The 20,932-nt window shown below is 64.1% G+C and carries 20 protein-coding genes, 1 tRNA gene, 1 other RNA gene and 1 pseudogene; 13 read left to right on the top strand and 10 right to left on the bottom strand.

Features of this window, described 5'->3' with window-relative positions; translation table 11 throughout:
• Nucleotides 1-6: 6 nt before the first annotated feature.
• Nucleotides 7-83 (top strand) — tRNA-Arg (locus VGD10_RS11950).
• A 227-nt stretch (nt 84-310) separates the two neighbouring features.
• On the opposite strand, the gene VGD10_RS11945 is transcribed toward VGD10_RS11950, so the two are convergent.
• From VGD10_RS11945 to VGD10_RS11935, 3 genes are all read right to left on the bottom strand, one after another.
• Nucleotides 311-751, bottom strand: coding sequence for an MAPEG family protein (locus tag VGD10_RS11945; RefSeq protein WP_331041044.1), 441 nt, complete (start codon nt 749-751; stop codon nt 311-313).
• Between the two features lie 62 nt (nt 752-813).
• Nucleotides 814-1,869: a 1,9-bis(guanidino)-5-aza-nonane synthase gene (locus VGD10_RS11940; RefSeq protein WP_331041043.1), complete on the bottom strand. Its 1,056-nt coding sequence runs from the start codon at nt 1,867-1,869 to the stop codon at nt 814-816.
• A gap of 107 nt (nt 1,870-1,976) precedes the next feature.
• Nucleotides 1,977-3,164, bottom strand: coding sequence for a type III PLP-dependent enzyme (locus VGD10_RS11935; RefSeq protein WP_331041042.1), 1,188 nt, complete (start codon nt 3,162-3,164; stop codon nt 1,977-1,979).
• Between the two features lie 153 nt (nt 3,165-3,317).
• Between VGD10_RS11935 and VGD10_RS11930 the strand changes: the two genes are divergently transcribed.
• The gene (locus tag VGD10_RS11930) at nt 3,318-4,301 is read left to right on the top strand and encodes a threonine/serine dehydratase (RefSeq protein WP_331041041.1); all 984 of its coding nucleotides are present in this window, start codon (nt 3,318-3,320) and stop codon (nt 4,299-4,301) included.
• Here VGD10_RS11930 and VGD10_RS11925 read toward each other — a convergent pair.
• Together VGD10_RS11925 and VGD10_RS11920 are read right to left on the bottom strand one after the other, a co-directional pair.
• Nucleotides 4,277-4,534 carry a hypothetical protein gene (locus tag VGD10_RS11925; RefSeq protein ID WP_331041040.1) on the bottom strand — a complete coding sequence of 86 codons (258 nt, stop codon included), beginning with the start codon at nt 4,532-4,534 and terminating at the stop codon, nt 4,277-4,279. The genes VGD10_RS11930 and VGD10_RS11925 overlap by 25 nt on opposite strands.
• A 44-nt stretch (nt 4,535-4,578) precedes the next feature.
• Nucleotides 4,579-6,447, bottom strand: coding sequence for an ABC-F family ATP-binding cassette domain-containing protein (locus VGD10_RS11920; RefSeq protein WP_331041039.1), 1,869 nt, complete (start codon nt 6,445-6,447; stop codon nt 4,579-4,581).
• A gap of 88 nt (nt 6,448-6,535) precedes the next feature.
• On the opposite strand from VGD10_RS11920, the gene VGD10_RS11915 reads away from it, so the two are divergent.
• Nucleotides 6,536-6,694, top strand: a complete 159-nt coding sequence (locus VGD10_RS11915; protein ID WP_331041038.1) for a hypothetical protein — start codon at nt 6,536-6,538, stop codon at nt 6,692-6,694.
• On the opposite strand, the gene VGD10_RS11910 is transcribed toward VGD10_RS11915, so the two are convergent.
• A complete protein-coding gene (locus VGD10_RS11910) occupies nt 6,687-7,343 on the bottom strand; it encodes an alpha/beta hydrolase (protein WP_331041037.1) in 657 nt (218 codons plus the stop codon). The two genes, VGD10_RS11915 and VGD10_RS11910, sit on opposite strands and share 8 nt — an antisense overlap.
• Nucleotides 7,344-7,440: 97 nt before the next feature.
• Here VGD10_RS11910 and VGD10_RS11905 point away from each other — a divergent pair, with 97 nt between their 5' ends.
• The 7 genes from VGD10_RS11905 to VGD10_RS11875 all read left to right on the top strand — a co-directional run bounded on the left by VGD10_RS11905 (nt 7,441) and on the right by VGD10_RS11875 (nt 14,040).
• Nucleotides 7,441-8,487: a cysteine desulfurase family protein gene (locus tag VGD10_RS11905; RefSeq protein ID WP_331041036.1), complete on the top strand. Its 1,047-nt coding sequence runs from the start codon at nt 7,441-7,443 to the stop codon at nt 8,485-8,487.
• The gene (locus VGD10_RS11900; protein WP_331041035.1) at nt 8,484-9,605 is read left to right on the top strand and encodes a cysteine desulfurase family protein; all 1,122 of its coding nucleotides are present in this window, start codon (nt 8,484-8,486) and stop codon (nt 9,603-9,605) included. The genes VGD10_RS11905 and VGD10_RS11900 overlap by 4 nt, the downstream gene beginning before the upstream one ends.
• The gene (locus VGD10_RS11895) at nt 9,602-9,937 is read left to right on the top strand and encodes a 2Fe-2S iron-sulfur cluster-binding protein (RefSeq protein WP_331041034.1); all 336 of its coding nucleotides are present in this window, start codon (nt 9,602-9,604) and stop codon (nt 9,935-9,937) included. Before VGD10_RS11900 ends, VGD10_RS11895 begins: the two co-directional genes overlap by 4 nt.
• A gap of 162 nt (nt 9,938-10,099) precedes the next feature.
• Complete coding sequence (locus VGD10_RS11890; RefSeq protein WP_331041033.1) at nt 10,100-11,569, top strand: S41 family peptidase; 1,470 nt, start codon at nt 10,100-10,102, stop codon at nt 11,567-11,569.
• 152 nt (nt 11,570-11,721) lie between these two features.
• Nucleotides 11,722-11,816, top strand: an RNA gene (ffs, locus tag VGD10_RS11885) — signal recognition particle sRNA small type.
• A gap of 257 nt (nt 11,817-12,073) precedes the next feature.
• The gene (locus VGD10_RS11880) at nt 12,074-13,717 is read left to right on the top strand and encodes a DNA polymerase III subunit gamma/tau (protein WP_331041032.1); all 1,644 of its coding nucleotides are present in this window, start codon (nt 12,074-12,076) and stop codon (nt 13,715-13,717) included.
• Nucleotides 13,717-14,040: a YbaB/EbfC family nucleoid-associated protein gene (locus VGD10_RS11875; protein WP_331041031.1), complete on the top strand. Its 324-nt coding sequence runs from the start codon at nt 13,717-13,719 to the stop codon at nt 14,038-14,040. Before VGD10_RS11880 ends, VGD10_RS11875 begins: the two co-directional genes overlap by 1 nt.
• Before the next feature lie 200 nt (nt 14,041-14,240).
• On the opposite strand, the pseudogene mtgA reads toward VGD10_RS11875, so the two are convergent.
• The 3 genes and pseudogenes from mtgA to VGD10_RS11860 form a co-directional block, all read right to left on the bottom strand.
• A pseudogene (gene mtgA, locus VGD10_RS11870) lies at nt 14,241-14,951 on the bottom strand (monofunctional biosynthetic peptidoglycan transglycosylase); the annotation flags it as partial.
• Between the two features lie 2 nt (nt 14,952-14,953).
• Entirely contained in the window at nt 14,954-15,859 is a 906-nt protein-coding gene (gene rpoH, locus VGD10_RS11865) for an RNA polymerase sigma factor RpoH (RefSeq protein ID WP_331041030.1), read from the bottom strand.
• A 62-nt stretch (nt 15,860-15,921) separates the two neighbouring features.
• Nucleotides 15,922-16,875 (bottom strand): RluA family pseudouridine synthase, encoded by a 954-nt coding sequence (locus VGD10_RS11860; protein WP_331041029.1) that lies wholly within the window; start codon nt 16,873-16,875, stop codon nt 15,922-15,924.
• A gap of 170 nt (nt 16,876-17,045) precedes the next feature.
• Between VGD10_RS11860 and VGD10_RS11855 the strand changes: the two genes are divergently transcribed.
• The gene (locus VGD10_RS11855) at nt 17,046-18,584 is read left to right on the top strand and encodes a tetratricopeptide repeat protein (RefSeq protein ID WP_331041028.1); all 1,539 of its coding nucleotides are present in this window, start codon (nt 17,046-17,048) and stop codon (nt 18,582-18,584) included.
• A 7-nt stretch (nt 18,585-18,591) separates the two neighbouring features.
• Here VGD10_RS11855 and VGD10_RS11850 read toward each other — a convergent pair whose 3' ends face one another.
• Nucleotides 18,592-19,440, bottom strand: coding sequence for a transcriptional regulator (locus tag VGD10_RS11850; protein ID WP_331041027.1), 849 nt, complete (start codon nt 19,438-19,440; stop codon nt 18,592-18,594).
• 120 nt (nt 19,441-19,560) lie between these two features.
• Here VGD10_RS11850 and VGD10_RS11845 point away from each other — a divergent pair, with 120 nt between their 5' ends.
• Both VGD10_RS11845 and VGD10_RS11840 read left to right on the top strand, forming a co-directional pair.
• Nucleotides 19,561-20,112 carry a hypothetical protein gene (locus VGD10_RS11845; protein WP_331041026.1) on the top strand — a complete coding sequence of 184 codons (552 nt, stop codon included), beginning with the start codon at nt 19,561-19,563 and terminating at the stop codon, nt 20,110-20,112.
• Nucleotides 20,113-20,245: 133 nt separating this feature from the next.
• Complete coding sequence (locus VGD10_RS11840; protein WP_331041025.1) at nt 20,246-20,881, top strand: histidine phosphotransferase family protein; 636 nt, start codon at nt 20,246-20,248, stop codon at nt 20,879-20,881.
• The last annotated feature ends 51 nt before the right edge of the window (nt 20,882-20,932 follow it).

Below are 20,932 nucleotides of genomic sequence, written 5' to 3'. Positions count from 1 at the left end.
TCTCGCGCGCCCGTAGCTCAGCTGGATAGAGCACCAGACTACGAATCTGGGGGTCAGAGGTTCGAATCCTTTCGGGCGCGCCATTCTCCGCTCTTGGTTCAGCGCATCAGCTCAAAAGCCAAATCAGGAACAGCCACAAAGGCAGCGACACGAGAACCGCTGCTAACGTCGCGCGAACGACCTTTGCGCCATGGTACGTCGGTTCGAAGTCGTCGCGCATGCCCCACCCCTTGGGACCAAGGCTGCCATTCCCTCCGCGCGTGGCAAGGCGAGATAAGTCCACTTTGGTGTCTACCCGCTCATAACGGCATTACAGCGTCCTTATCAGCACCGCGCCTGCGTGGACGGTAAGGCCGATGAGCGCGAGTGATGCTCCAACGAACAATATGAAGCGCCAACGGACCACATTCACGGTCGCCTGCACGAGGCTATGGGCGATGCGGAAGGCGACATAGGCCCAAGCGAGCCAAAGATTAATGCCGTCGCCGCGGTCCATCAGTGCGAGCGCCAGCGCGACCGCGTAGAAGAGCGTCGGCTGCTCCATCAGGTGATTGTAGTTGTGCGCCTTCCAGTTCACCTGGTCCTCGACCACCCCTTCGAGGCTCCCGGTCTTGCTGCCGACGCGGCCTTTGAGGCTGATCCCCTTCCGCTTCATCGCCGGAAAGCGCACCGCGTACATCCACAGCATCATGACGAGCGACCAGGCGACGAGCGCCACCACCGGTCCCAATATTGGACTGACTTGATCCATGAAAAAAGCACCTCCCCCGGTTGAGCCGGGGAAGGTGCTTCCCGTTGTTCAGTTCGTCAATCTCAGTCGAACATCTTGCCGAACGCGCGCTTCACGCGGTTCTTCCAGTGGCCGCGATGATAGGCATCGGACGCGATCAGCGGCAGGACGGTGGTCGCTTCGGCGAACACCATCTGCTCCATCGCGGTAGACACCTTGCCCCACGAAGCCGCCTCCTGAAGCGTCGAGGAGGAGCAGGCGCCGTCGCGGACGTCGGCGACGGTGATCTGCACCGCGTACTTGTGGACCTCGACATCCTCGTGGCCGAGGATCTCCGCGCAGACGACCGTATCCTGCACGAAGTTCTTCGGAACGCCGCCGCCGATCATCAGCAGGCCCGTCGTGCCCGCCTTGATCTTGATGTCCGTCAGCTCGCGGAAGTCCGCGATGCTGTCGATGGTGAGGTAGCTGCGTCCCGCCTTCATCGCGTCCACCTGATGCTTGACAAGGCCGAAGCCCGCCGAGCTGTCGGTGAAGGCTGGGCAGAAGATCGGCACGTCATGCTCGTAGGCGAGCTTGACGAGGCTGTTCTCCTTCTTGCCGTGCGTCTGCAGCCACTTGCCCATCTCCCGGATGAACTCACGCGACGAATAGGGGCGCGGCTCCAGGCTGTTGGCGATGTCGCCGATCGTGTGATCGGTCTCCTGCAGCTTCTCTTCATCGATATAGGTGTCGTAGATGCGATCGATGTAGAGCGAACGGAGCGTATCGTCGTCAGGGATTTCAAGCGCTTGATAATGCTTGTGGCCAAGCGCTTCGAAGAAATCCATGTCGACGATCGTGGCGCCGGTGGCGACGATCGCGTCCACCATATTGTGCTTCACGAGGTCGGTGTAGAGATCCATGCAGCCGCCGGCCGACGTCGATCCAGCGACCACGAGGATCACCGAGCAGTCCGGATCGGCAAGCATGGTGTTGTAAAGCTCGGCGGCCCGGCCGGTGTCGCGGCTCGAAAAGCTCATCTTCTTCATCGCGTCCACGATCGGGCGCGCGTCGAAGCTCTTGATGTCGATATGCTCGACGACGTTAGACAGCAACTCCTGCTTGCGCGTGTCGTTGATCTTTGACTGGTCGTTCATCTGTTTTTCCATCACTTCACAATGAACCGCCGTCGTTCGAGGGGACGCGGAAACCCGTCGTCTCTCCTCCCGAAGGAGGAGAGGAAGCCTGTATTCTATCAGTCCGCCTACAGCTGGACGACGTTGGACGCGGTGCGCCGTTCCTCCGAAACGCCGTAAAGCGACGCCATCGGCTCGTCCTCGACGATGACCGTCAGGTCTGAGCCGAAGCCGTTGAAGCCGGTGCGCATGGCGGAGCCGTAGGCACCCAGCATGCCGATCTCTATATAATCCCCGGCCTGAACGTCCGCTGGCAACAGAAACGGCCCGGTCATGTGATCGAGATCGTCGCAGGTCGGCCCGTAGAAGCTGAACGCCATGTCGCGGGCGTCCGAAGCCTCTTCGCGGACGAGCTTCACCGGAAAGCGCCAGCCGATATGCGCCGCATCGAACAGCGCGCCATACGCGCCGTCATTGATATAGAGCTCGTCGCCGCGACGCTTCTCCACGCGGACGAGCACGCTCGCATATTCAGCACACAGCGCCCGGCCGGGCTCGCACCAAAGCTCCGCCGAATAGGAAATCGGCAGGCTCTCGAACGCGTTGTGGATCACCTCGAAATAGGTTTCGAGCGGCGGGGGCTCCATGCCTGGATAGGTGGACGGGAAGCCGCCGCCGACATCGACGATGTCGACCGTGACCGCCGCTTCGACGATCGCAGCGCGCACGCGCGCCATCGCTTCGCCGTATGCAGCCGCCGTCATCGCCTGGCTGCCGACATGGAAGCAGATGCCGAGCGCGTCCGCCGCCTGGCGGGCCGCCATCAGCAGGTCCTTGGTCTCGCCGGGCTCAGCTCCGAACTTCGACGCAAGGCTCAGCTTCGCATGATCCGAAGACACGCGGATGCGGACGCAGAGGTTGAGGTCGGTCGCGCCGTTCGTCGCGCGCACGATCTTCTCAAGCTCGTCCATCGTGTCGAGCGAGAAGGTGCGAACGCCGTGCGTGAAATAGGCTTCCTCGATCGCTTCCTCGGCCTTCACCGGGTGCATGAAGCACAGCATCGCTTCCGGCAGCGTCCGGGCGACAAGCCGCACCTCGGCAATCGAGGCAACGTCGTAATGCGTGATCCCGCTCTCCCAAAGGACCTTCAGAAGGTCCGGCGAGGGATTGGCCTTCACGGCATAGAGCGACTTCCCCGGAAACCTCTCAACGAAGTAGCGGGCGGCGCGCTGTGCGGCGTGCGGACGGATGAGCGTGACCGGCTGAACCGGTCGGAGGGCGGCAGCTAGCCCCAGCGCGTTATGATGGCTGTGCAATTCAAGGGACCTCCAAAGGGTAGTGGCGACAAAGGCTGCCTTGCGGTTATTGGAAGTCCCCTTGGGGCAGCGGGGAGCGATATATGTGCCTGTAACCTCGCTGTAAAGACTTTTGCTATTTCCCTTTAGCCTCAGAGAGATGAGCCGAATCCCATGCACGAGAGAGAGCCGACGCCGGATGGTGTCATAGAAGCGGCGAAACGTATCGCGGGGGAGGTGGTGAAAACGCCGATTCTGCCTTTTGAATGGCAGGGGCGGCGGCTCTGGGCCAAGGCGGAGTGCCTTCAGCGCGGCGGCAGCTTCAAGCTTCGGGGTGCCACCAACCGGCTTCTGCAGCTCAGCGACGATGAACGCGCGCGCGGCGTCGTCGCCTTCTCCTCGGGCAATCACGCGCAGGGCGTAGCGCTGGCGGCAGCGCGGCTCGGCATCGCTGCGGCCATCGTCATGCCCGCAGACGCTCCGGCGGTGAAGCGGGACGCGACGCTCCGCGCGGGTGCCAGGATCGTGGAATATGACCGGATGAAGGAGAGCCGCGAGGAGATCGCGGCGCAGATCGGGGCGGAAACCGGCGCGACCGTCGTTCCTTCCTTCGACGACGTGGACATTATCGAGGGGCAGGGGAGCGCCGGCGTCGAGCTTGGCGAGCAGATGCGGGCGTTGACCGGCGCCCGCCCCGACAAGGTGCTGGTCTGCTGCGGCGGCGGCGGGCTTTCCGCAGGGATCGCGCTGGCCCTCCCTGAGGCGGAGGTCGTCACCGTCGAGCCGAAAGGGTGGGACGACATGGCCCGCTCTCTGGCGGGCGGCGAGATCGTGCCGGTGCCGGACGACGCACCTGTCACGCGCTGCGATGCGCTCCAGACGAAACTGGTGTCGCCGCTCACCTTCGGCGCCCTCCGGAAGAGCGGTGCGAGGGGCGTGTCCGTCACGGAGGCCGAGATCGAGCAAGCCATGGCCTTCGCCATGCGGGAGCTGCGGCTGGTGGTGGAGCCCGGCGGTGCTGTCGCGCTTGCGGCGGTGCTTGCAGGGAAGGCGGGCGCCGTCACCGAGCGGACGGCGGTGATCCTGTCAGGCGGGAATGTGGATCCGCTGCTCTACGCGGAGATCATCCAGCGTCAGGCGACGGAGGCCGCCCGATAGCCGCTGTCGCCGTTCCTCGGCAGGGACATTGCCTCCACCTGCCGCGTCAGCTCCTCGAGCTGCAGGCCGATGGTGCGGAGTTCGGCCGCATAAATGTCGGCATCAACGCCGGGCTTACCCAGCGTCGCGGCGTCCAGCAGCGTGTCCAGCATCATCGAAATACTGGGCAGGATTGTCTCTTCGATCCGCTCGAAAGCTTCGTCGATGCTCGGCTGGCGCAGTGAGTCACCCATGGACGCCAGAATAAAGCGGCAGGGTTAATCCAGCGTAAAAACGCTTAGGCCGCCTGCTGCTCGAGCTGCTCGCTCACTTCCAGCCAGCGCGCTTCGGCAAGCGCCAGTTCGGCCGCAACCTTCGCCCGCTTGCGGGAAAGCTCGCTCATCGGCAGGGCGGCAAGCTTCGGGTCCGCGCCGGCGGGATCGAACATCGCCCGGTCGATCGCGGAGCATTCCGCGGCCAGCCGCGCGCTTTCCGCCTCGGCCTCCGAAGCGGCTTTCTTTAGCGCGCGGGCTTCGTCACGCGCCTTGGCCGCGGCCTTGCGATCCAGCTTCACCGGCTTCGCGGCCGCTTCTGCCTTCGGCTGGTTACGGCCCAGCACGAAGTCGATATAATCGTCGATGCTGCCCGGATAATCGACCGCGGCGCCATTCTCCACGAGCACCAGCCGATCCGCCGTCAGCTCGACCATGTGCCGGTCGTGGCTGATCAATATGACCGCGCCGTCATAGTCGTTCAGCGCCTGGACGAGCGCCTCGCGCGCATCGACGTCGAGGTGGTTGGTCGGCTCGTCGAGGATCAGCAAATGCGGCGCATCGCGGGTGATCAGAGCCAGCGCCAGCCGCGCCCGTTCGCCGCCGGAAAGCTTGCTCGTCGGCGTCGTCGCCTTGTCGCCTGAAAAGCCGAACCGCCCGAGCTGCGCCCGGACCGCACCCGGCGTCTGGCCTTCCATGGCTCGGTTCATGTGCTGGAGCGGCGTCTCGTCCCCGTGCAGCTCCTCGACCTGATATTGGGTGAAATAGCCGACGCGCATCTTGCCCGACGCGTTCACCGCGCCCTCCATCGGCGGCAACTGCGCGGCGAGCAGGCGGGCGAGCGTGGTCTTGCCGTTGCCGTTGCGGCCCAGTAGCGCGATCCGGTCGTCAGGATCGATCCGGAGGTTCAGCGAACGCAGCACGGGCTTCGCGTCCGCATAGCCAACCGCGGCCATGTCGAGCGTGATCAGCGGCGGCTTCAGCTCGCTCGGGCTCGGAAAAGCGAAGCTAAGGCTCGGATCCTCCGCCATCGCGGCGATCGGCTGCATCTTGGCGAGCATCTTGGCCCGCGATTGCGCCTGCTTGGCCGTCGAGGCGCGGGCGCTGTTCCGCGCGATATAGTCCTGAAGCCGCGCCCGCTGAGCATCCTGCGAAGCCTTGGCCGCGGCGATCTGCGCGGCGCGTTCCGCCCGCTGCCGCTCGAAATCGTCGTAGCCGCCCGCATAGAGCGTAATCTTGCCCCGATCGAGGTGGAGGATGGTGTCGACCACGTTGTTCAGAAGGTCGCGCTCGTGGCTGATCACCACCAGCGTGCCGGGATACTCCCTCAGGAAATTCTCCAGCCACAACGTGGCTTCGAGGTCGAGGTGGTTCGACGGCTCGTCGAGCAGCAGCACGTCGGGCTCGGAGAAAAGAAGGGCAGCGAGCGCCACGCGCATCTTCCAGCCGCCGGAATAGCTGTCGAGCGGCCGTGCCTGCATCTCCTCGTCGAAGCCGAGTCCGAGCAGGATCCGCGACGCCCGCGCCGGCGCGCCATAGGCATCGATCGCCAGCAGCCTCTCGTGAACGTCGCCCAGCCGGTGCATGTCCGCGCAGGTCTCGGCTTCCTCCATCAGCTGCGCGCGCTCGATGTCGGCGGCAAGCACCGTCTCGAACGGCGTTGCGGACCCGCTCGGCGCTTCCTGCGCGATATAGCCGAGCCGCGTCCGCCGCGGCATTTCAACATTCCCTTCGTCCGGATCGATCTGCCCGATCATCACCTTCATCAAAGTCGACTTGCCAGCCCCGTTGCGTCCGATCAGGCCGACACGGCTCTTCGGCCGGATCGCGGCCGTGGCGCGGTCGAGGATCGTACGCCCGCCGAGGCGCACCGTGATTCCGTTGATGGTCAGCATGGCGGGCCGCTTACCAGCCAATCGTGGCAAACCCAAGACGCAGGACGCCCATCTTTCCCGGACGCTCCATTCGTGTCAGGGAGCGGCCATGGCCGCCACTCTGCTATCCGTCATGGTAATCGCTGCCTTCGCCTTGGGCGGAGGCGGAATGTGGCTGATCGCCCGACGCCGCGAGACCAAGAAGGGCCTGCTGATGCTCGTCGCCGCTCTGGTGATGCTCGGCAACGTGCTGGTCTGGACTATTTGATCGGGCAGCTCGGATCGAGGCGGAAGTCGAGATAGTCGTCCACCGACTTCATCAGCTGCGGCATTTCGTTGACGAAGAAATGGTTCGCGCCCGGGATGGTGTCGTGGTGGATGGTGATGTGCCGCTGGGTCCGCAGCTTATCGACCAGCTTCTGGACCGCGCTTGGCGTCACCACCTCGTCCGCCTCGCCCTGGATGATGATGCCGGACGAAGGGCAGGGGGCGAGGAAGGTGAAATCGTAGAGGTTTGCCGGCGGCGCGATCGAGATGAAGCCGCGCACTTCCGGCCGCCGCATCAGCAATTGCATGCCGATCCACGCGCCGAAGCTGACGCCGCCGATCCAGGTCTGCTCCGCTTCCGGGTGAATCTGCTGCACCCAGTCGAGCGCCGACGCCGCATCCGACAATTCGCCGATGCCGTTGTCGAACACGCCCTGGCTCTTGCCGACGCCGCGGAAATTGAAGCGAAGCGTTGCAAAGCCGCGCCGCACGAACGTCTTGTAGAGCGCCTGCACGATATGGTTGTTCATCGTGCCGTTCGCCTGCGGGTGCGGATGAAGGATCATCGCGACCGGCGCTCGGGGGCGCGGACCTGGGCTGAAACGGCCTTCTAGACGGCCCTCGGGCCCTGGAAAAATGACTTCGGGCATTGCACCTTTGGGGGCTTCAGGATGATGCGCGTGGCGGTCCGCGCGGACGGACCTATATAGAGCGCCGGCACCGCTTCGCAATCGTTGGGAATCCGCCTTGTCCCGCATCTACCTCGATCCTGCCGCGACGACGCCGGTCCTGCCGGCGGCGCGCGAGGCGATGGCCGAGGCGCTTGCCCGCTGGCACAATCCCAGCTCGCCGCATGCGGAGGGAAGGGCGGCAAAGGCGGCGCTTGAAGACGCCCGTGCCCGCATCGTTGCCGCGCTCGGCTGGGGCGGCAAGATCGTCTTCACGAGCGGCGCCAGCGAAGCCCTCGGCATAGCGCTGCAAAGGGTTGTTGCCGGCCCGCGCTTCGTTTCGGCCGTCGAGCATGACGCCGTATTCCGCGCCGCGCCGGACGCGGTGAAGCTGCCGGTGGTCAGCGAGGGCCTCGTAGACCTCACCCCGGTGCAGGGGCAGCAGCCACTGGTGGCGGTCCAACATGCCAACAACGAAACCGGCATTCTGCAGCCGCTCGACTCAATTCTCGTAGCTGTCCGAAACAAAGGCGGCCTTCTCCTCGCCGACTGCGCCCAGACCGCAGGCAAGCTGCCGCTTCCCGAAGCCGACATGATCGCCATCTCCGCCCACAAGTTCGGCGGCCCGCCCGGCGTTGGCGCGCTTCTCCTTCGCGACTACGGCCTGGTCGGCGCCACCGGCGGGCAGGAGCAGGGCTACCGCACTGGAACCGAGAACCTGCCCGGCATCATCGGCATGGCCGTTGCGCTCGAGACAGGTTCAGCCTGGATGGATCGCGCTGTGACCCTCCGTACAAGACTGGAGAGTGCGATCCTTGCCGCAGGCGGAGAAGTAGTCGGCGCATCCTCTCCCCGCATCGCCACCATCGGCGCCTACCGCATGCCCGGCGTTCCCTCGAACGCGCAGCTGATCCAGTTCGACATGGCCGGCATCTCCGTCTCGGCCGGCAGCGCCTGCTCCTCGGGCAGCCTCAAATCCAGCCATGTGCTTGCCGCCCTGGGCTGGTCCGAAGACGCGGCCCGCGAGGTCGTCCGCGTAAGCTTCGGCCCCTCCACCACCGAAGAAGAGGTCGACCGCTTCGCCGCCCACTGGACCGAAATGGCAGGAAAGCGCCGGGCCGCATGATCTATCTCGACTATCAGGCGACGACGCCGCTCGCGCCCGAAGCCGCTGCAGCGATGCGGCCGTGGATCGAAACCAATTTCGGCAATCCCCACAGCCCCTACCGCATGGGCCGCGAAGCCTCCGCCGCGATCGACGTCGCCCGCGGCTACATTATGGACGCGCTCGGCCCCGGCGCGGAGGAAGGCAATCTCTACTTCACTTCCGGCGCCACCGAAGCAGCCAACTGGGCGCTGAAGGGCGCGGTGCCAGACCTCGAGGAGGGCAAGACCCGCGCCCTCGCCATTGCCACCGAACATGCCTGCGTGATTGACACGACCCACTGGCTGGCGGTCGAGGGGCTGGAGATCGCCTTCCTCCCCGTGCAGCCGGACGGCATCGTCGACCTCGAAAAGGCGGAGGAAGAGATTGACGAGCGCACCGGCATCATCGCCGCCATGCTCGTCAATAACGAGATCGGCGTCATCCAGCCGGTCGAGCAGCTATCCGCCATCGCGCGGGCCGAAGGCGCGCTCGTCTTTTGCGATGCCGTCCAGGGCTTCGGCCGCGTGCCGATCCCCTTCCACGCCTGCGACATGGTGGCGATCTCCGCCCACAAGGTGCACGGCCCGAAGGGCATCGGGGCGCTCTGGATCAGGAAGGGCGTCGAGATCGAGCCCCTGCTTCACGGCGGCGGCCAGGAAGGCGGCATCCGCTCCGGCACCCTCTCGCCCGCCCTCTGCATCGGCTTTGGCGAAGCGGCGCGCCTCATCACCGCCCGTCGCGACGAGGACGCCGCGCATGTGACGCGGCTATGGGACCTAGCCCGCGAGCGCCTGCAGGGTTGGATCCTCAACGGCTCGTTCGAGCAGCGCTACAAGGGCAATCTCAACGTCCGCGCCGAAGCCGTCGACGCCGCGCGGCTCATCTCGGAGGTGCGGGAAGTCGCCTTCTCGGCAGGCTCGGCCTGTGCAAGCGGCTCCGGCCGCCCCAGCCACGTCCTCTCCGCGCTCGGCCTCAGCGACGCGGAGGCCAAATCGAGCATCCGCCTCGGCTTCGGGCGCTACACGACCGAGGACGAACTGAACGACGCGCTGGACCTCATCCTCGCCGCCGCCGAACGCCAGCGGAGCCTTGCTTGACCCTCGTCCGCTTCATCTCCGCCGACGGCAGCCGCATCTCGGAAGTCGATGCCCCCGCCGGCAAGCGCCTGCTCGAAGTCGCTCAAGCCGACGGCCAGCCCCTCGAAGGCACCTGCGAAGGCCAGATGGCCTGCTCCACCTGCCACGTCATCGTCGACGCCCCCGACTTCGACCGCCTCCCGCCCGCCAGCGAGGAAGAGGAAGACATGCTAGACTTCGCCGCCGACGTCACCCGCACCTCGCGCCTGTCGTGCCAAATCTGGCTTACGGAAAAGCTTCAGAGCCTCACCGTCCGCATCCCCGGCACGTCGCACAATATGCAGGGGCGCTGATCGGATGTCAGCTAAGGTAGGAAGCGGACACTTGCCTGCGTTGGGTGGCTGTTCTCCGAAACTAAGGAGGCTGAAACGGGGACTCAAATCGCTCAGCTCTTGCAATTCAATAGCAGACTCTGTGTACTAAACAGCCACAACAGCGGGTAATTCGGAGGGTTTGTGCGGCTATTTACGAGATTTCTGATGCTCGGCTGCGGCCTGACCACCGCCGCCGCTGCGCCGGATCAAAACGCCGCCTCTTTCGGCAAGTATTGGCAGGAATTCACCCTAGGCGATCTTGCCGCAGCTCATGCGTTGCTCCGCGACAATCATCCCGGCGCTGCGCCGGAACTGGGGGATGTCCAATTTCAGCGGGCGCTACTCGACGCATATCGGCTGGCGCAACAGCGTGCAGCGAAGGTTGCTAACTACGAAGGCTACATCGCCACGCTCGCCGCGTTCGGCACCTCCTTCGGCGACAAGCATATCCGATCAACGCCGGCATTTCGCCGAGAGCTCCTCAATTGGCCCAGTTTCATCGTGGCCCGCAAGGGTTCTGACTGGATAGTTACCGACGAGGATCCCGGGGGAGAGGACCTTAAAGGATATCGACTGCTAAGCTGCGACGGCCGCCCCGCCGAGGCAGTCGCGAAGGAACGGCTCGGGCAATTCAAGGCAATTTGGGAAATTCAGGCGCAACAAAGGCTCGCTGCGCCCTGGCTGCTCATCGACGATGGCAACCCCTTCGTCACTCCGATCAGCGGCTGCACCTTCGCCAAGGGGGAGGATATCCGAAATATATCCATAAAGTGGAGCCAGAAGCAGAGTAGCGAGCTCAGCCCCCGTCTTCGAGCAGCGGCGGGCGCGGGCGCCGCGGGCTTTGGAGTTCGAAAGTTCGCTGGTGGATCATGGATATCGCTGCAGAGTCTGGGCGACAGAGCCGGTCCCGTGGTAGATGAAGTGCGGAAGCGGGCAGACGAGCTTCGCGCCTCGGGCGCTGTGGTGCTCGACATGCGCGGCAACGGCGGGGGCAACTCCGCCTACGGCGACCAAATCGCCGAAGCGTTACTTGGTGCCGGCCTGTACCGCGCTGCCATTCGAAGTCTCGAAGATGCGGAAGATTGCCCAAAGCTGTGGCGCGCATCGCCAGCCAACATAAAGACGCTGCAGGAATACAAGGCGAAGTTCGGCCCCCGCCTAGGTAAGGACTATGAGCGAGAAACGTCAGATGAGATCGACAGATTGACGCGCGCTGTCGCCAACGGTGAGTCTTTCTCTGGCCCCGTTGCCTGCAAACCTAAAACCCGTGGACCGCAGGCTTCCGCCCCTCTGCCCTGGCCGGGCAAGTTTACGATGGTCGTGCTGACGGACTCACTGTGCTTTAGCTCGTGCCTCAGTGTGACTGATCGCCTACGCCGTATGGGTGCAACCCATGTCGGCCAAACGACCGACGCCAACACCCATTATATGGAGAACAGGACTGTCTTGCTCCCGTCCGGCCTTTCCTATTTTTCGACCCAGCAGGCGGTGGACTTAGGCGCACCGCGGCAAATGGGGCCATTTATACCAAGGCTTGAATACAACGGAGACATTGCCGATACGGCAGAGCTGGAGAATTGGGTTACGGAGGTTGTCAGGCTCAAGCCCTAATCTTATTACTTCGGCGTTGTGGTCCAGCCTTTGGCCGCATAGCCAATGCTCAACAAGAAACAGCACTGCGCGAATAACGGCTTTGTGGGAGTGGACGTCCGCACAAAGTGGCGTTGACTTGCACACCGCTGCCCGTTCCCCCATATGCGCCGCGGGAGTCGGGCGGACGAGGCGTTCGCCAACCCGGTCAGGTCCGGAAGGAAGCAGCCGTAACGATATCCGCCACGGGTCGTCCCGGCTCCCACCGCGCAGCGCGAGCACGAATTGGCGATGCTAATTCGACTTCGCGCAAGCGCGGCCAGCCTCGCCTCGCGAGGTCTGACCGCGCGGCTCTGCCGCGACGCGCTCCACCTGCTCTTTTTGCTTTCCTACTGGCCACTCCGGGTGCGATGTTGAAGCCATGAACATCTTCTCCAGATCCCCGGCAGCGCAAAGCCCCGATATGGCCGGCGATTCCGCGCCGTTTTGGTGTGACCTTAGTGTGACCTTTCGCGAGGCTTCGCGATGAGCGACGCTCCCGACAGCTTCGGCCTCGGCCTCGACGAGCCCCCGCAGCCGGCGCGGGCGCAGCCTTATCGCGTGCTTGCCCGCAAATACCGGCCGCAGAGCTTTGCCGAGCTGATCGGGCAGGATGCGATGGTGCAGACGCTTGGCAACGCGATCCGCCGCGACCGCCTCGCCCATGCCTTCCTGCTCACCGGCGTCCGCGGCGTGGGCAAGACCTCGACCGCGCGGCTGATCGCGAAGGCACTAAACTGCATCGGCCCGGACGGGCAGGGCGGACCCACCATCGATCCCTGCGGCCAGTGCGAGCCGTGCCGCGCCATTGCCGAAGGCCGCCATCTCGACGTGGTCGAAATGGACGCCGCCTCCCATACCGGCGTCGACGACGTGCGCGAGATCATCGAAGCGGTGCGCTACGCCGCCGTCTCCGCGCGCTACAAGGTCTACATCATCGACGAAGTCCACATGCTGTCGAAGAATGCGTTCAACGCGCTTCTGAAGACGCTTGAGGAGCCGCCGGCCCACGTCAAATTCCTGTTCGCCACGACGGAGGTGAACAAGGTGCCGGTAACGGTGCTGTCGCGCTGTCAGCGCTTTGATCTTCGTCGCATCTCGGCCGAGCAGCTCGCCGCCCATTTCGCCGCCGTCTCCGAAAAGGAGGGCGTGGAGGTGGAGCCGGAAGCACTGGCGCTGATTGCCCGCGCTGCCGAAGGCTCCGCGCGCGACGGCCTCTCCATCCTCGACCAGGCGATCGCCCATGGCGCGGGCGGCGGCGTCACTGCCGAGCAGGTGCGCGCAATGCTCGGCCTGTCCGACCGTGGCGCGATCCGGCGGCTTCTGGGCCTGCTCCTGTCGGGCGACGCGCAGGGCGCGCTTGCGGCGGTGAAGGAGCAATATGACCTCGGCGTCGAGCCTTCGGCGCTGATCCGCGGCCTTCTCGAAAGCGTGCACGGCATCACCCGCGCTAAGGTAGGCGGCGCGCAGGACCCCGCGCAGAGCGCGGAGGAGCGGGAGGCCTATGCCGACTGGGCGAGCCGCCTGTCCTACGCCGCTGTTCACCGGCTCTGGCAGCTGCTCCTGAAGGGCCTAACCGAGGTCAACAACGCCGCCATGCCGCTGGAAGCAGCGGAAATGGCCTTGCTCCGCGTCATCCATGCTTCTGAGCTTCCTGATCCAGGCACGTTGATGGAGAAGCTGGCTAGCGGCGAAGCCGTGCCTGCCGCCGCTCCGCAATCGGCGCCGGCCAATGGCGGGCAGGGGGCGATGCTGAGGGCGCCTGCCGCCTTTGCCGGGCTGGTCGAGATGCTGGCGCAGAACGGCAAGCCGCACATCGCCCAGCAGCTGCACGATTTCGTCGGCGTCGTCCGTTACGCGCCGCCGGAGCTCGTCATCCGTCCCTCCAAGCCGCTGCCGGGCGACTTCACCCGCGACCTTGCGACCGCGCTGAAGGCGCTGACGGACGAAACATGGACCGTCATCGCCTCCGACGAGGCGGCGGAGCCCTCTTTGCTCGATCAGGAGAAGGCGGAGGCGGAAAAATTGCGGCAGGCCGTGCTGGATGCGCCGATCGTCAAGGCCGCGTTCGAAGCTTTTCCCGACGCCGAGCTTTCAAGCTACACAGTCAATGACCAACGGAGTGCGTAATGCCCAATCTCGATGACATCCTCAAAATGGCGCAAAATGCTCAGAACGAGCTGATGAAGGCGCAGAACGATCTCGACAATGTCGAGGTGGAGGGCGTTTCGGGCGGCGGCATGGTGCGCGTGAAGGCCAGCGCCAAGGGCCGGATCATCAACGTCGACATTGACGAAAGCCTGCTTCAGCCGTCCGAAAAGCAGATGGTAGAGGACCTGATTGCCGCAGCGATCAACGACGCCCGCGGCAAGGCCGATATCGCCGCGCAGGACGCGATGAAGAAAGCCACCGGCGGACTCCAACTCCCGCCCGGCTTTAAAATGCCGTTCTAGAAGCCGTTCGCCTCCGGCGCTTCCGGAACCGGCTCCGGTTCAGGTGCTTCCGGAGGCGCTGAGGGTTCTGGCGTAGGCGTCTCATATTCCGTCTCCGGCGATACGACAGGCGCCGGAGCCGCCTCGCGCTTTGGAGCCTTAGCCTTGGCTTTAGGCCGCTCCACCGGCTCCACCGCCGAGGCTTTGTCGCCGCTTTCGTAGAGGCAGGCATCGAGGCCGTCGCGAGCGACGACGCCGATACGCGAGACGATGCTGTTCCCATAGCGACGGGTGAAGCCGCCCGGCGTCACCGCCTCCCGCCGCTTGGGCAGCGGCAGCACGGCAGCAATGCGCGCCGCCTCGTTACGGCTGAGGTTGGACGCATCCTTGCTGAAATAGCGCTCCGCGCCCGCATTCACCCCGTACGTGCCGATCCCGGTCTCAGCGATGTTGAGATAGACCTCCATGATCCGCTCCTTGGTCCAGAGCGTCTCGATAAGGAGCGTGAACCAGGCCTCCAGACCCTTCCGGAAGTAGCCGCCGCCCTGCCACAGAAAGGCGTTCTTCGCCGTCTGCTGGCTGATCGTTGAGCCGCCGCGGATGACGGAGCCGCCCTTCGCATTGCGCCGCATGGCCTCTGCAATGGCATCCTGATCAAAGCCGTTATGGGCGCAGAATTTGGAATCCTCCGCGGCGATCACCGCCCGCTTCATATCGTCGTCGATCTGGCCGATCGGCATCCAGTCGCGCGACAGCTTGCGCCCGTCGAGCAGGTCGCCAATTTGCGTGAAGGTGATCGGCGGCGGGATGAAGCGGTAGAGCAGCACCCAAAGGATACTGCCGACGATGAAGATGAAGATCGCGCGGACGATCCAGCCGATGATACGGCCGGACCCTCCGCGCCTCGTTTTTCTGGTTCGCCCCCGCGCCAAGCTTAATGCGCGGGAAGGAGCCGCCGTTCGCCGGCAAGGTTCATGAGCGCCTTCTGGAGCTTTTCGAAGGCGCGGACCTCGATCTGGCGGATGCGCTCGCGGCTGACGTCGTAGACCTGGCTGAGTTCCTCCAGCGTCTTCGGATCGTCGGTGAGGCGCCGTTCCGTCAGGATGTGCTTCTCGCGGTCGTTCAGGGCCTCCATCGCCTCCATCAGGAGCTCGTGGCGAACCTTGGTCTCCTCGGCCTCGGCAACGCGCTCGTCCTGAAGCGGATCGGTGTCTACCAACCAATCCTGCCACTGGCCCTCGCCCTCCTCGCGGAGCGGGACGTTGAGCGACGTGTCGCCGCCCATCGCCATGCGGCGGTTCATCGAGATCACGTCTTCCTCGGACACGCCGAGATCCTTGGCGATCTGCGCCACATCCTCGGGCCGAAGATCGCCTTCCTCGAACGCCTCGATACGGTTCTTCATCCGGCGGAGGTTGAAGAACAGCTTCTTCTGCGCCGCGGTGGTGCCCATCTTCACGAGGCTCCACGAGCGGAGGATGAATTCCTGGATCGAGGCGCGGATCCACCACATCGCATAGGTGGCGAGGCGGAAGCCCCTATCCGGCTCGAACTTCTTCACCCCCTGCATCAGGCCGATATTGCCTTCGGAGATAAGCTCCGAGACGGGCAGGCCGTAGCCGCGATAGCCCATCGCGATCTTGGCAACGAGACGCAGGTGGCTGTTCACCAGCTTGGCAGCTGCCTCGGTGTCCTGATGCTCGGTCCAGCGCTTGGCGAGCATATACTCTTCCTCAGGCGCCAGGATCGGGAATTTCTTGATCTCCGCGAGATAGCGGTTGAGGCCCGCCTCGCCGCCCATGGCGGGAATCGTCGCTGGAGTCTTGTTGCCGCTTGCCATAACTAAACTCTCATTCTCCCTGCGTAACCAACGCGTTATGCCTCGCGCGGCTACTTTGGTTTTTATACGGTAAGCGCCTTTAACAGTTCCTGCATATCGGACGGGATGGCGCTTTTGAAGGTCAAGTCTTCTTTCGATACCGGATGGAGAAAGCCCAGTTCCGCAGCATGCAGCGCCTGACGCTTGAACTCCAATTGATTTAATAGGTCACGGTGAACGCTTTTGGTGCGCCCATAAACCGGGTCGCCGAGGAGCGGATGACCGAGCGAAGTCATATGCACCCGCACCTGATGTGTGCGCCCGGTTTCCAGCCTGCATTCGACCAGCGAAGCCTCTCTCAAGGGGCGGATGAGCCGGTAATGCGTCACCGCCCGCTTGCCGCGGCCGCCCTCGACGATCGCCATCTTCTGGCGGTTGACTGAGGAGCGAGCGAGAGGCGCATCGACGCTGCCTTCCGGCGGGTTCGGAATGCCGGCCACCACCGCTTCGTAGCGCCGGTGGATGCTGTGCTTCGCGAACTGCGCCGACAGCCCCTCATGCGCCCTGTCCGTCTTCGCCACCACCAGCAGACCCGACGTATCCTTGTCGATCCGGTGGACGATGCCCGGGCGGGCGACGCCGCCGATGCTGGAAAGCCGCCCCGCGCAATGATGCAGGAGGGCGTTCACCAGCGTTCCGTCGAGATTGCCCGCAGCCGGGTGGACCACCATGCCGGCAGGCTTGTCGACGACAATGAGGTGATCGTCCTCAAAGACGATATCGAGCGCGATGTCCTGCGGTTCGTTATGCGCTGGCCGCGGCTCAGGCACCCGCACTTCGTAGGCACCGACCTTCGCCTTCGAGGCAGGATCGCGCACCTGCGCACCCGCATCGTCGCGCACCTCGCCGCTGGAAATCAGCGCCTTCAACCGCTCGCGCGACAAAGTCGGCACCGCCGCAGCAAGCGCGCGGTCCAGCCGCCACCCCGCCGCGTCCGCAGCGACCTCAGCCCGTATAATAGAGACCCCCCTGGTCATTCCACAACCGATGTGGCGACGAAAACGCCGTTATCAAGAGCCGGACGCAGTCGATAAATGCGCTGGCGGGCGACTTTTAACTGGCAAGCAGTCGATTGCTCCCCGTTTCTCTAAGTTGTTGCGGCCATTGTCATGTTGGTTCATGTGAGGTGAAGAAGGAAGGGGAGTTCTTGAAAACCTTCATTGGGATAGTGGCCTGTCTGGCTATCGCGGCTACACCGGCCCGGGCTATACCTCTACCAAAGCCTGAAGACGTAACGCAGCCTGCGGAGCGCCCGCAGTTGGCGCGATTCATCTCGGTTTTCGGGGCTGCCGAACCGGGTGACGCTGTCGCGGAACTTGATGCCATTCTCGGTGAGCTTCCCCAGCCGACGCAATTGCGTGGCCTCGTTCAATTCTTTCGCGCTAGTGCCCTCCGTATTGATAAGCCGGCACAGGCATCAGAGGCCGTGTTGGAGAGCGTCCGCCTTCTGCCGGGATACAGCGCTCCTTTGCTGTTGGCTTCGCAGATTTTCATGTATCAGGATCAATCGGGTTCTGCTGCTGACTATGTACTGCGAGCCAGCCGCATTGATCCGTCGATCGTGAATTTGCTCGACGACTACGAAATGGCCGGGCTCATGACTCGGTTAAGTGAAGTGAATGATAAGCGACGCTTGGCCTTGGTCGGCGAACGCTTGTTGGAGACTGGTTGGACACGCGGCCGCTCCGGCACGATCTCCCGCATGGCGATGGCCGTTATAGAAGAGCGCCTTAGCAAGGGCGATGTAAAAGGCGCTTCTGCCCTGGTTCCCCGGATCGTGTCCCCGGCGTCCTTCCGTCGACTGTTGGGCGAGAAGTCATTTGCGCCGATCCGTCTGATTGCGGAAGACTGGGCGGGTCAGCGGCTCGAGAAGCAATGGCCCATTTATCTTGAGCAGACGCGAGCTGAATGGGAAGCGAGTCGAAGCGCTGAGGCGGCACTAGCGTACGTTAGGGCGCTTCAAGCAGCGGGCCATGACAGAACCATGGTGGCAGCTTTTCTTCCAATCTTCGATCAACCCATCGACCCCGACACCAAAGACGCCGATGATCTGATATTCATCGTCGCACCCCTCGCCGATGCGTTAGCTCGTTTAGGTCGATGGAACGAGGTCGACCGCCTGTTTCAGAAGGCTTCTGCGATCTGGCCGGCAGGCAGCTTTGCGAACGCACTGAATGTCAGCGGCAACCGTGCAAGACTGCAAATTTACAGGGGCAATTTCGAAGAAGCAGTCAAACAGCTCAACGCGGCATTGGACGAAGCGAACAAGTGGGGCGGTCAGGTAAATCAAGGCGCGTCCGCAACCTTGCACCTCTATAGAGCTTGCGCCTTCGAGCAGCTTGGACGTGCTACGGAAGGAGCGAGTTCGGCTGCAATCGTGATTTCACGTGGTCGCGTCGATCCCTCGGCTCTAGCGAATTTCCACCTTTGCAGGAACGATGTGGCTGGTGCGCGGCAGGCGCTACTGGAGGGGCTGAAGAATGGCCAAACCCGGTCGGAGGTGGTCAACTGGCTGCAGCCGGTCGATGGCCGGACGTTCGACAGCGGCTTCGCGCGGGAACTGCACGATCGAGCAAGCCGCTTGAGAAATGATCCAGCCTTGCTCGGGGAGGCGCGAAAGTATGCGACGATTTTCGATTGGCCCATGAACGCCGCGGCTCCAACTGAAGGCGCTTTGCCAGAGTAGAGCCGTTCTAACCTACGCTGTTGATACTCCTCCGCGCCAACAGCATGGCGCCGAGGACGCAGCCGGCGAAAAGAGCTCCCTCTAGGGTGCCGGTCACGATCTGGCTGACGGGGCCGAAGCCGTTTTCGCCGAACAGGCCGGAGATCGGATCGAGCCGAAGGCGGGAATCTGGGAAGGTGCGGGCGAGGAGGTCGAGGCTTCCGCCCATCAATCGTCCGCCAAGGAGGGTGAAGAGGCCGCCCAAGGCGCCGCCGGCAATCACCCAAGGCGAAGCGCGGCCGGGTCCGAAGCCTGCCGCGGCAATGCCAGCGCTGACGCCCGCGCCGCCCATCAGGGCCGCGGCAATGGTGAGCCAGAGAAGCACGAGGAGCACCGAGGCCGCGCCGACTGCGGCGCCGAGCGGCTGTGAGGCCCCCGCAAAGCCGTAGAACAGGCCGCCGATAATACCGGCGACGCCCGCGCCTAAAATGCCCGCACCCGCGAAAAGGCCGAATTGCCGCCAGCGCGAAAGAGGGGCGGCTTCGACGACCGCTGGGGACGGCACGGCCTCGGGAATTGCGGCTTCACCATCGGCCCGCTCGACCGGCGCGATGAAGCGGTAGCCGTGCTTCGGCACCGTCTCAATGAAGCGGGGGCGCGCGGCATCGTCGCCGAGCTGCCGCCGAAGCGTCTTGATACATTGGGTGAGCGCTTCGTCCGTAACGGGAACGCCCCGCCAGACCTCATCCAAGAACCGGTCCTTCGACACGAGCTTGCCCGCATCGCCCACCAAAAGGGTGAGCGCGTCGAGATAACGGGCGTTGAGCTCAACCTGCGCGCCCTCACGCCTCAGCTGGCGGTCCCTTGGGTCGAGCACAAAATTTTCGAAGCGGAACGGGCCGGAATCCATTTATCAGCGAAACCTCAGACGTTGCTCATGCCGCTCACCGCCGCTTGCGCCATGGGCAAAGCCTCACTCATTCAAGGAGGCAAGGCAATGGCAAATATCGAAACGAGGAGGGGGAGCCCCTGGCGGATAGCGGGGTGGAGCATTGCGGCGCTCCTGCTTCTGCTCCCCGCAGTCGCAATGCAGTTCACGAACGAGGTCAACTGGGATGGAACCGACTTCGTTTTCGCCGCGGTCCTGTTCGGCACCGTCGGCGGCGTCTTCGAGCTGGCAGTGCGGATGTCACGCAACTGGGCCTATCGAGGCGGCGTTGCGGCGGCGCTTGCGGCGGCCTTCCTGACCATCTGGGCGAACGCCGCGGTCGGCATGATCGGGAACGAGGACAATAGCTACAACTTCCTGTTCCTGGGCGTGATCCTGCTGGCGCTGGTCGGATCGATCGCGGCGCATTTTCGGGCGACAGGCATGGCCGTCGCGATGACTGTGGCGGCCGTCGCGCATGCGGCGGTGGCGCTGGGCGGCCTCGGTGCGGACCAGAGAGGCGCCATTCTCAGCCTCCTATTCGTCGGTTTCTGGCTACTCGCCGCCGGGCTGTTCCGGAAAGCAGGGGAGGATCAAAAGCGGGCGCATGCGGCGGCCTGATCCGGAAACCGAGCTGCTTCTTGCCAATATGGGGTGAGCCGATCGGGAAGGTGGGGATAATGGGCGCAAGCCGCCTTGCCTCTCCCGCGGCCCACCGCCTATTGGCAAGACGTCCGGTAAACAGGGTCCGTCCATGAAGTCTTACGAATTTGCCAGCCTGCTCTGCTCGCGCCTCTGCCACGATCTCCTGTCGCCGGTAGGCGCGCTCAACAACGGGTTGGAGCTGCTGGCGGACGAGACCGACCCGGAAATGCGCGAGCGGTGCCTGGAACTGCTTGCGGACAGCGCTCGGGCATCGGCGAACAAGCTGAAATTCTTCCGGCTGGCGTTCGGCGCGGCGGGCGGCTTCGGCGACGAAGTCGAGACGCGCGAGGCGCGGGCAGCGATCGAGGGGCTGTTCGGAGCCGAGGGCAAGGTCGACATCGACTGGATGGTAGCCGAGGAGCGGATGAGCAAATCCGCACTGAAGGTGCTCCTGAACCTCGTTCTACTCGGCGGCGATGCTTTGGTGCGCGGCGGAACCCTCGCGATTGGCGCGGAGAAGCACGGGAGCGGCATCGACATCGTCGTCCGGGCGGAGGGCAGCCGCATCATCATCGATCCCGAGCTTAAGAAGGCGCTGGTCGGCGACTGCAACGAAGAGGATATCGCCCCCCGCGCCGCGGCGGCCTGGCTCGTCCACTGCCTCGTCACTGATGGCGGCGGCCAGGTCCAGGTGGCGGACGGGGAGGAAGGCGTGCTCGTGTTCGGAGCCTCGCTTCCGGCCTGAGAAAGGCTCGGGTCCGGTAAACCGGTCCTTTACCATCTGCCGCCATAAGCG

Origin of the sequence: Allosphingosinicella sp. (assembly GCF_036402135.1) — a bacterium.
GTDB lineage: Bacteria > Pseudomonadota > Alphaproteobacteria > Sphingomonadales > Sphingomonadaceae > Allosphingosinicella.
Note: the sequence above shows the minus strand (reverse complement) of the source record. Positions and strands in the feature narration are given on the sequence as shown.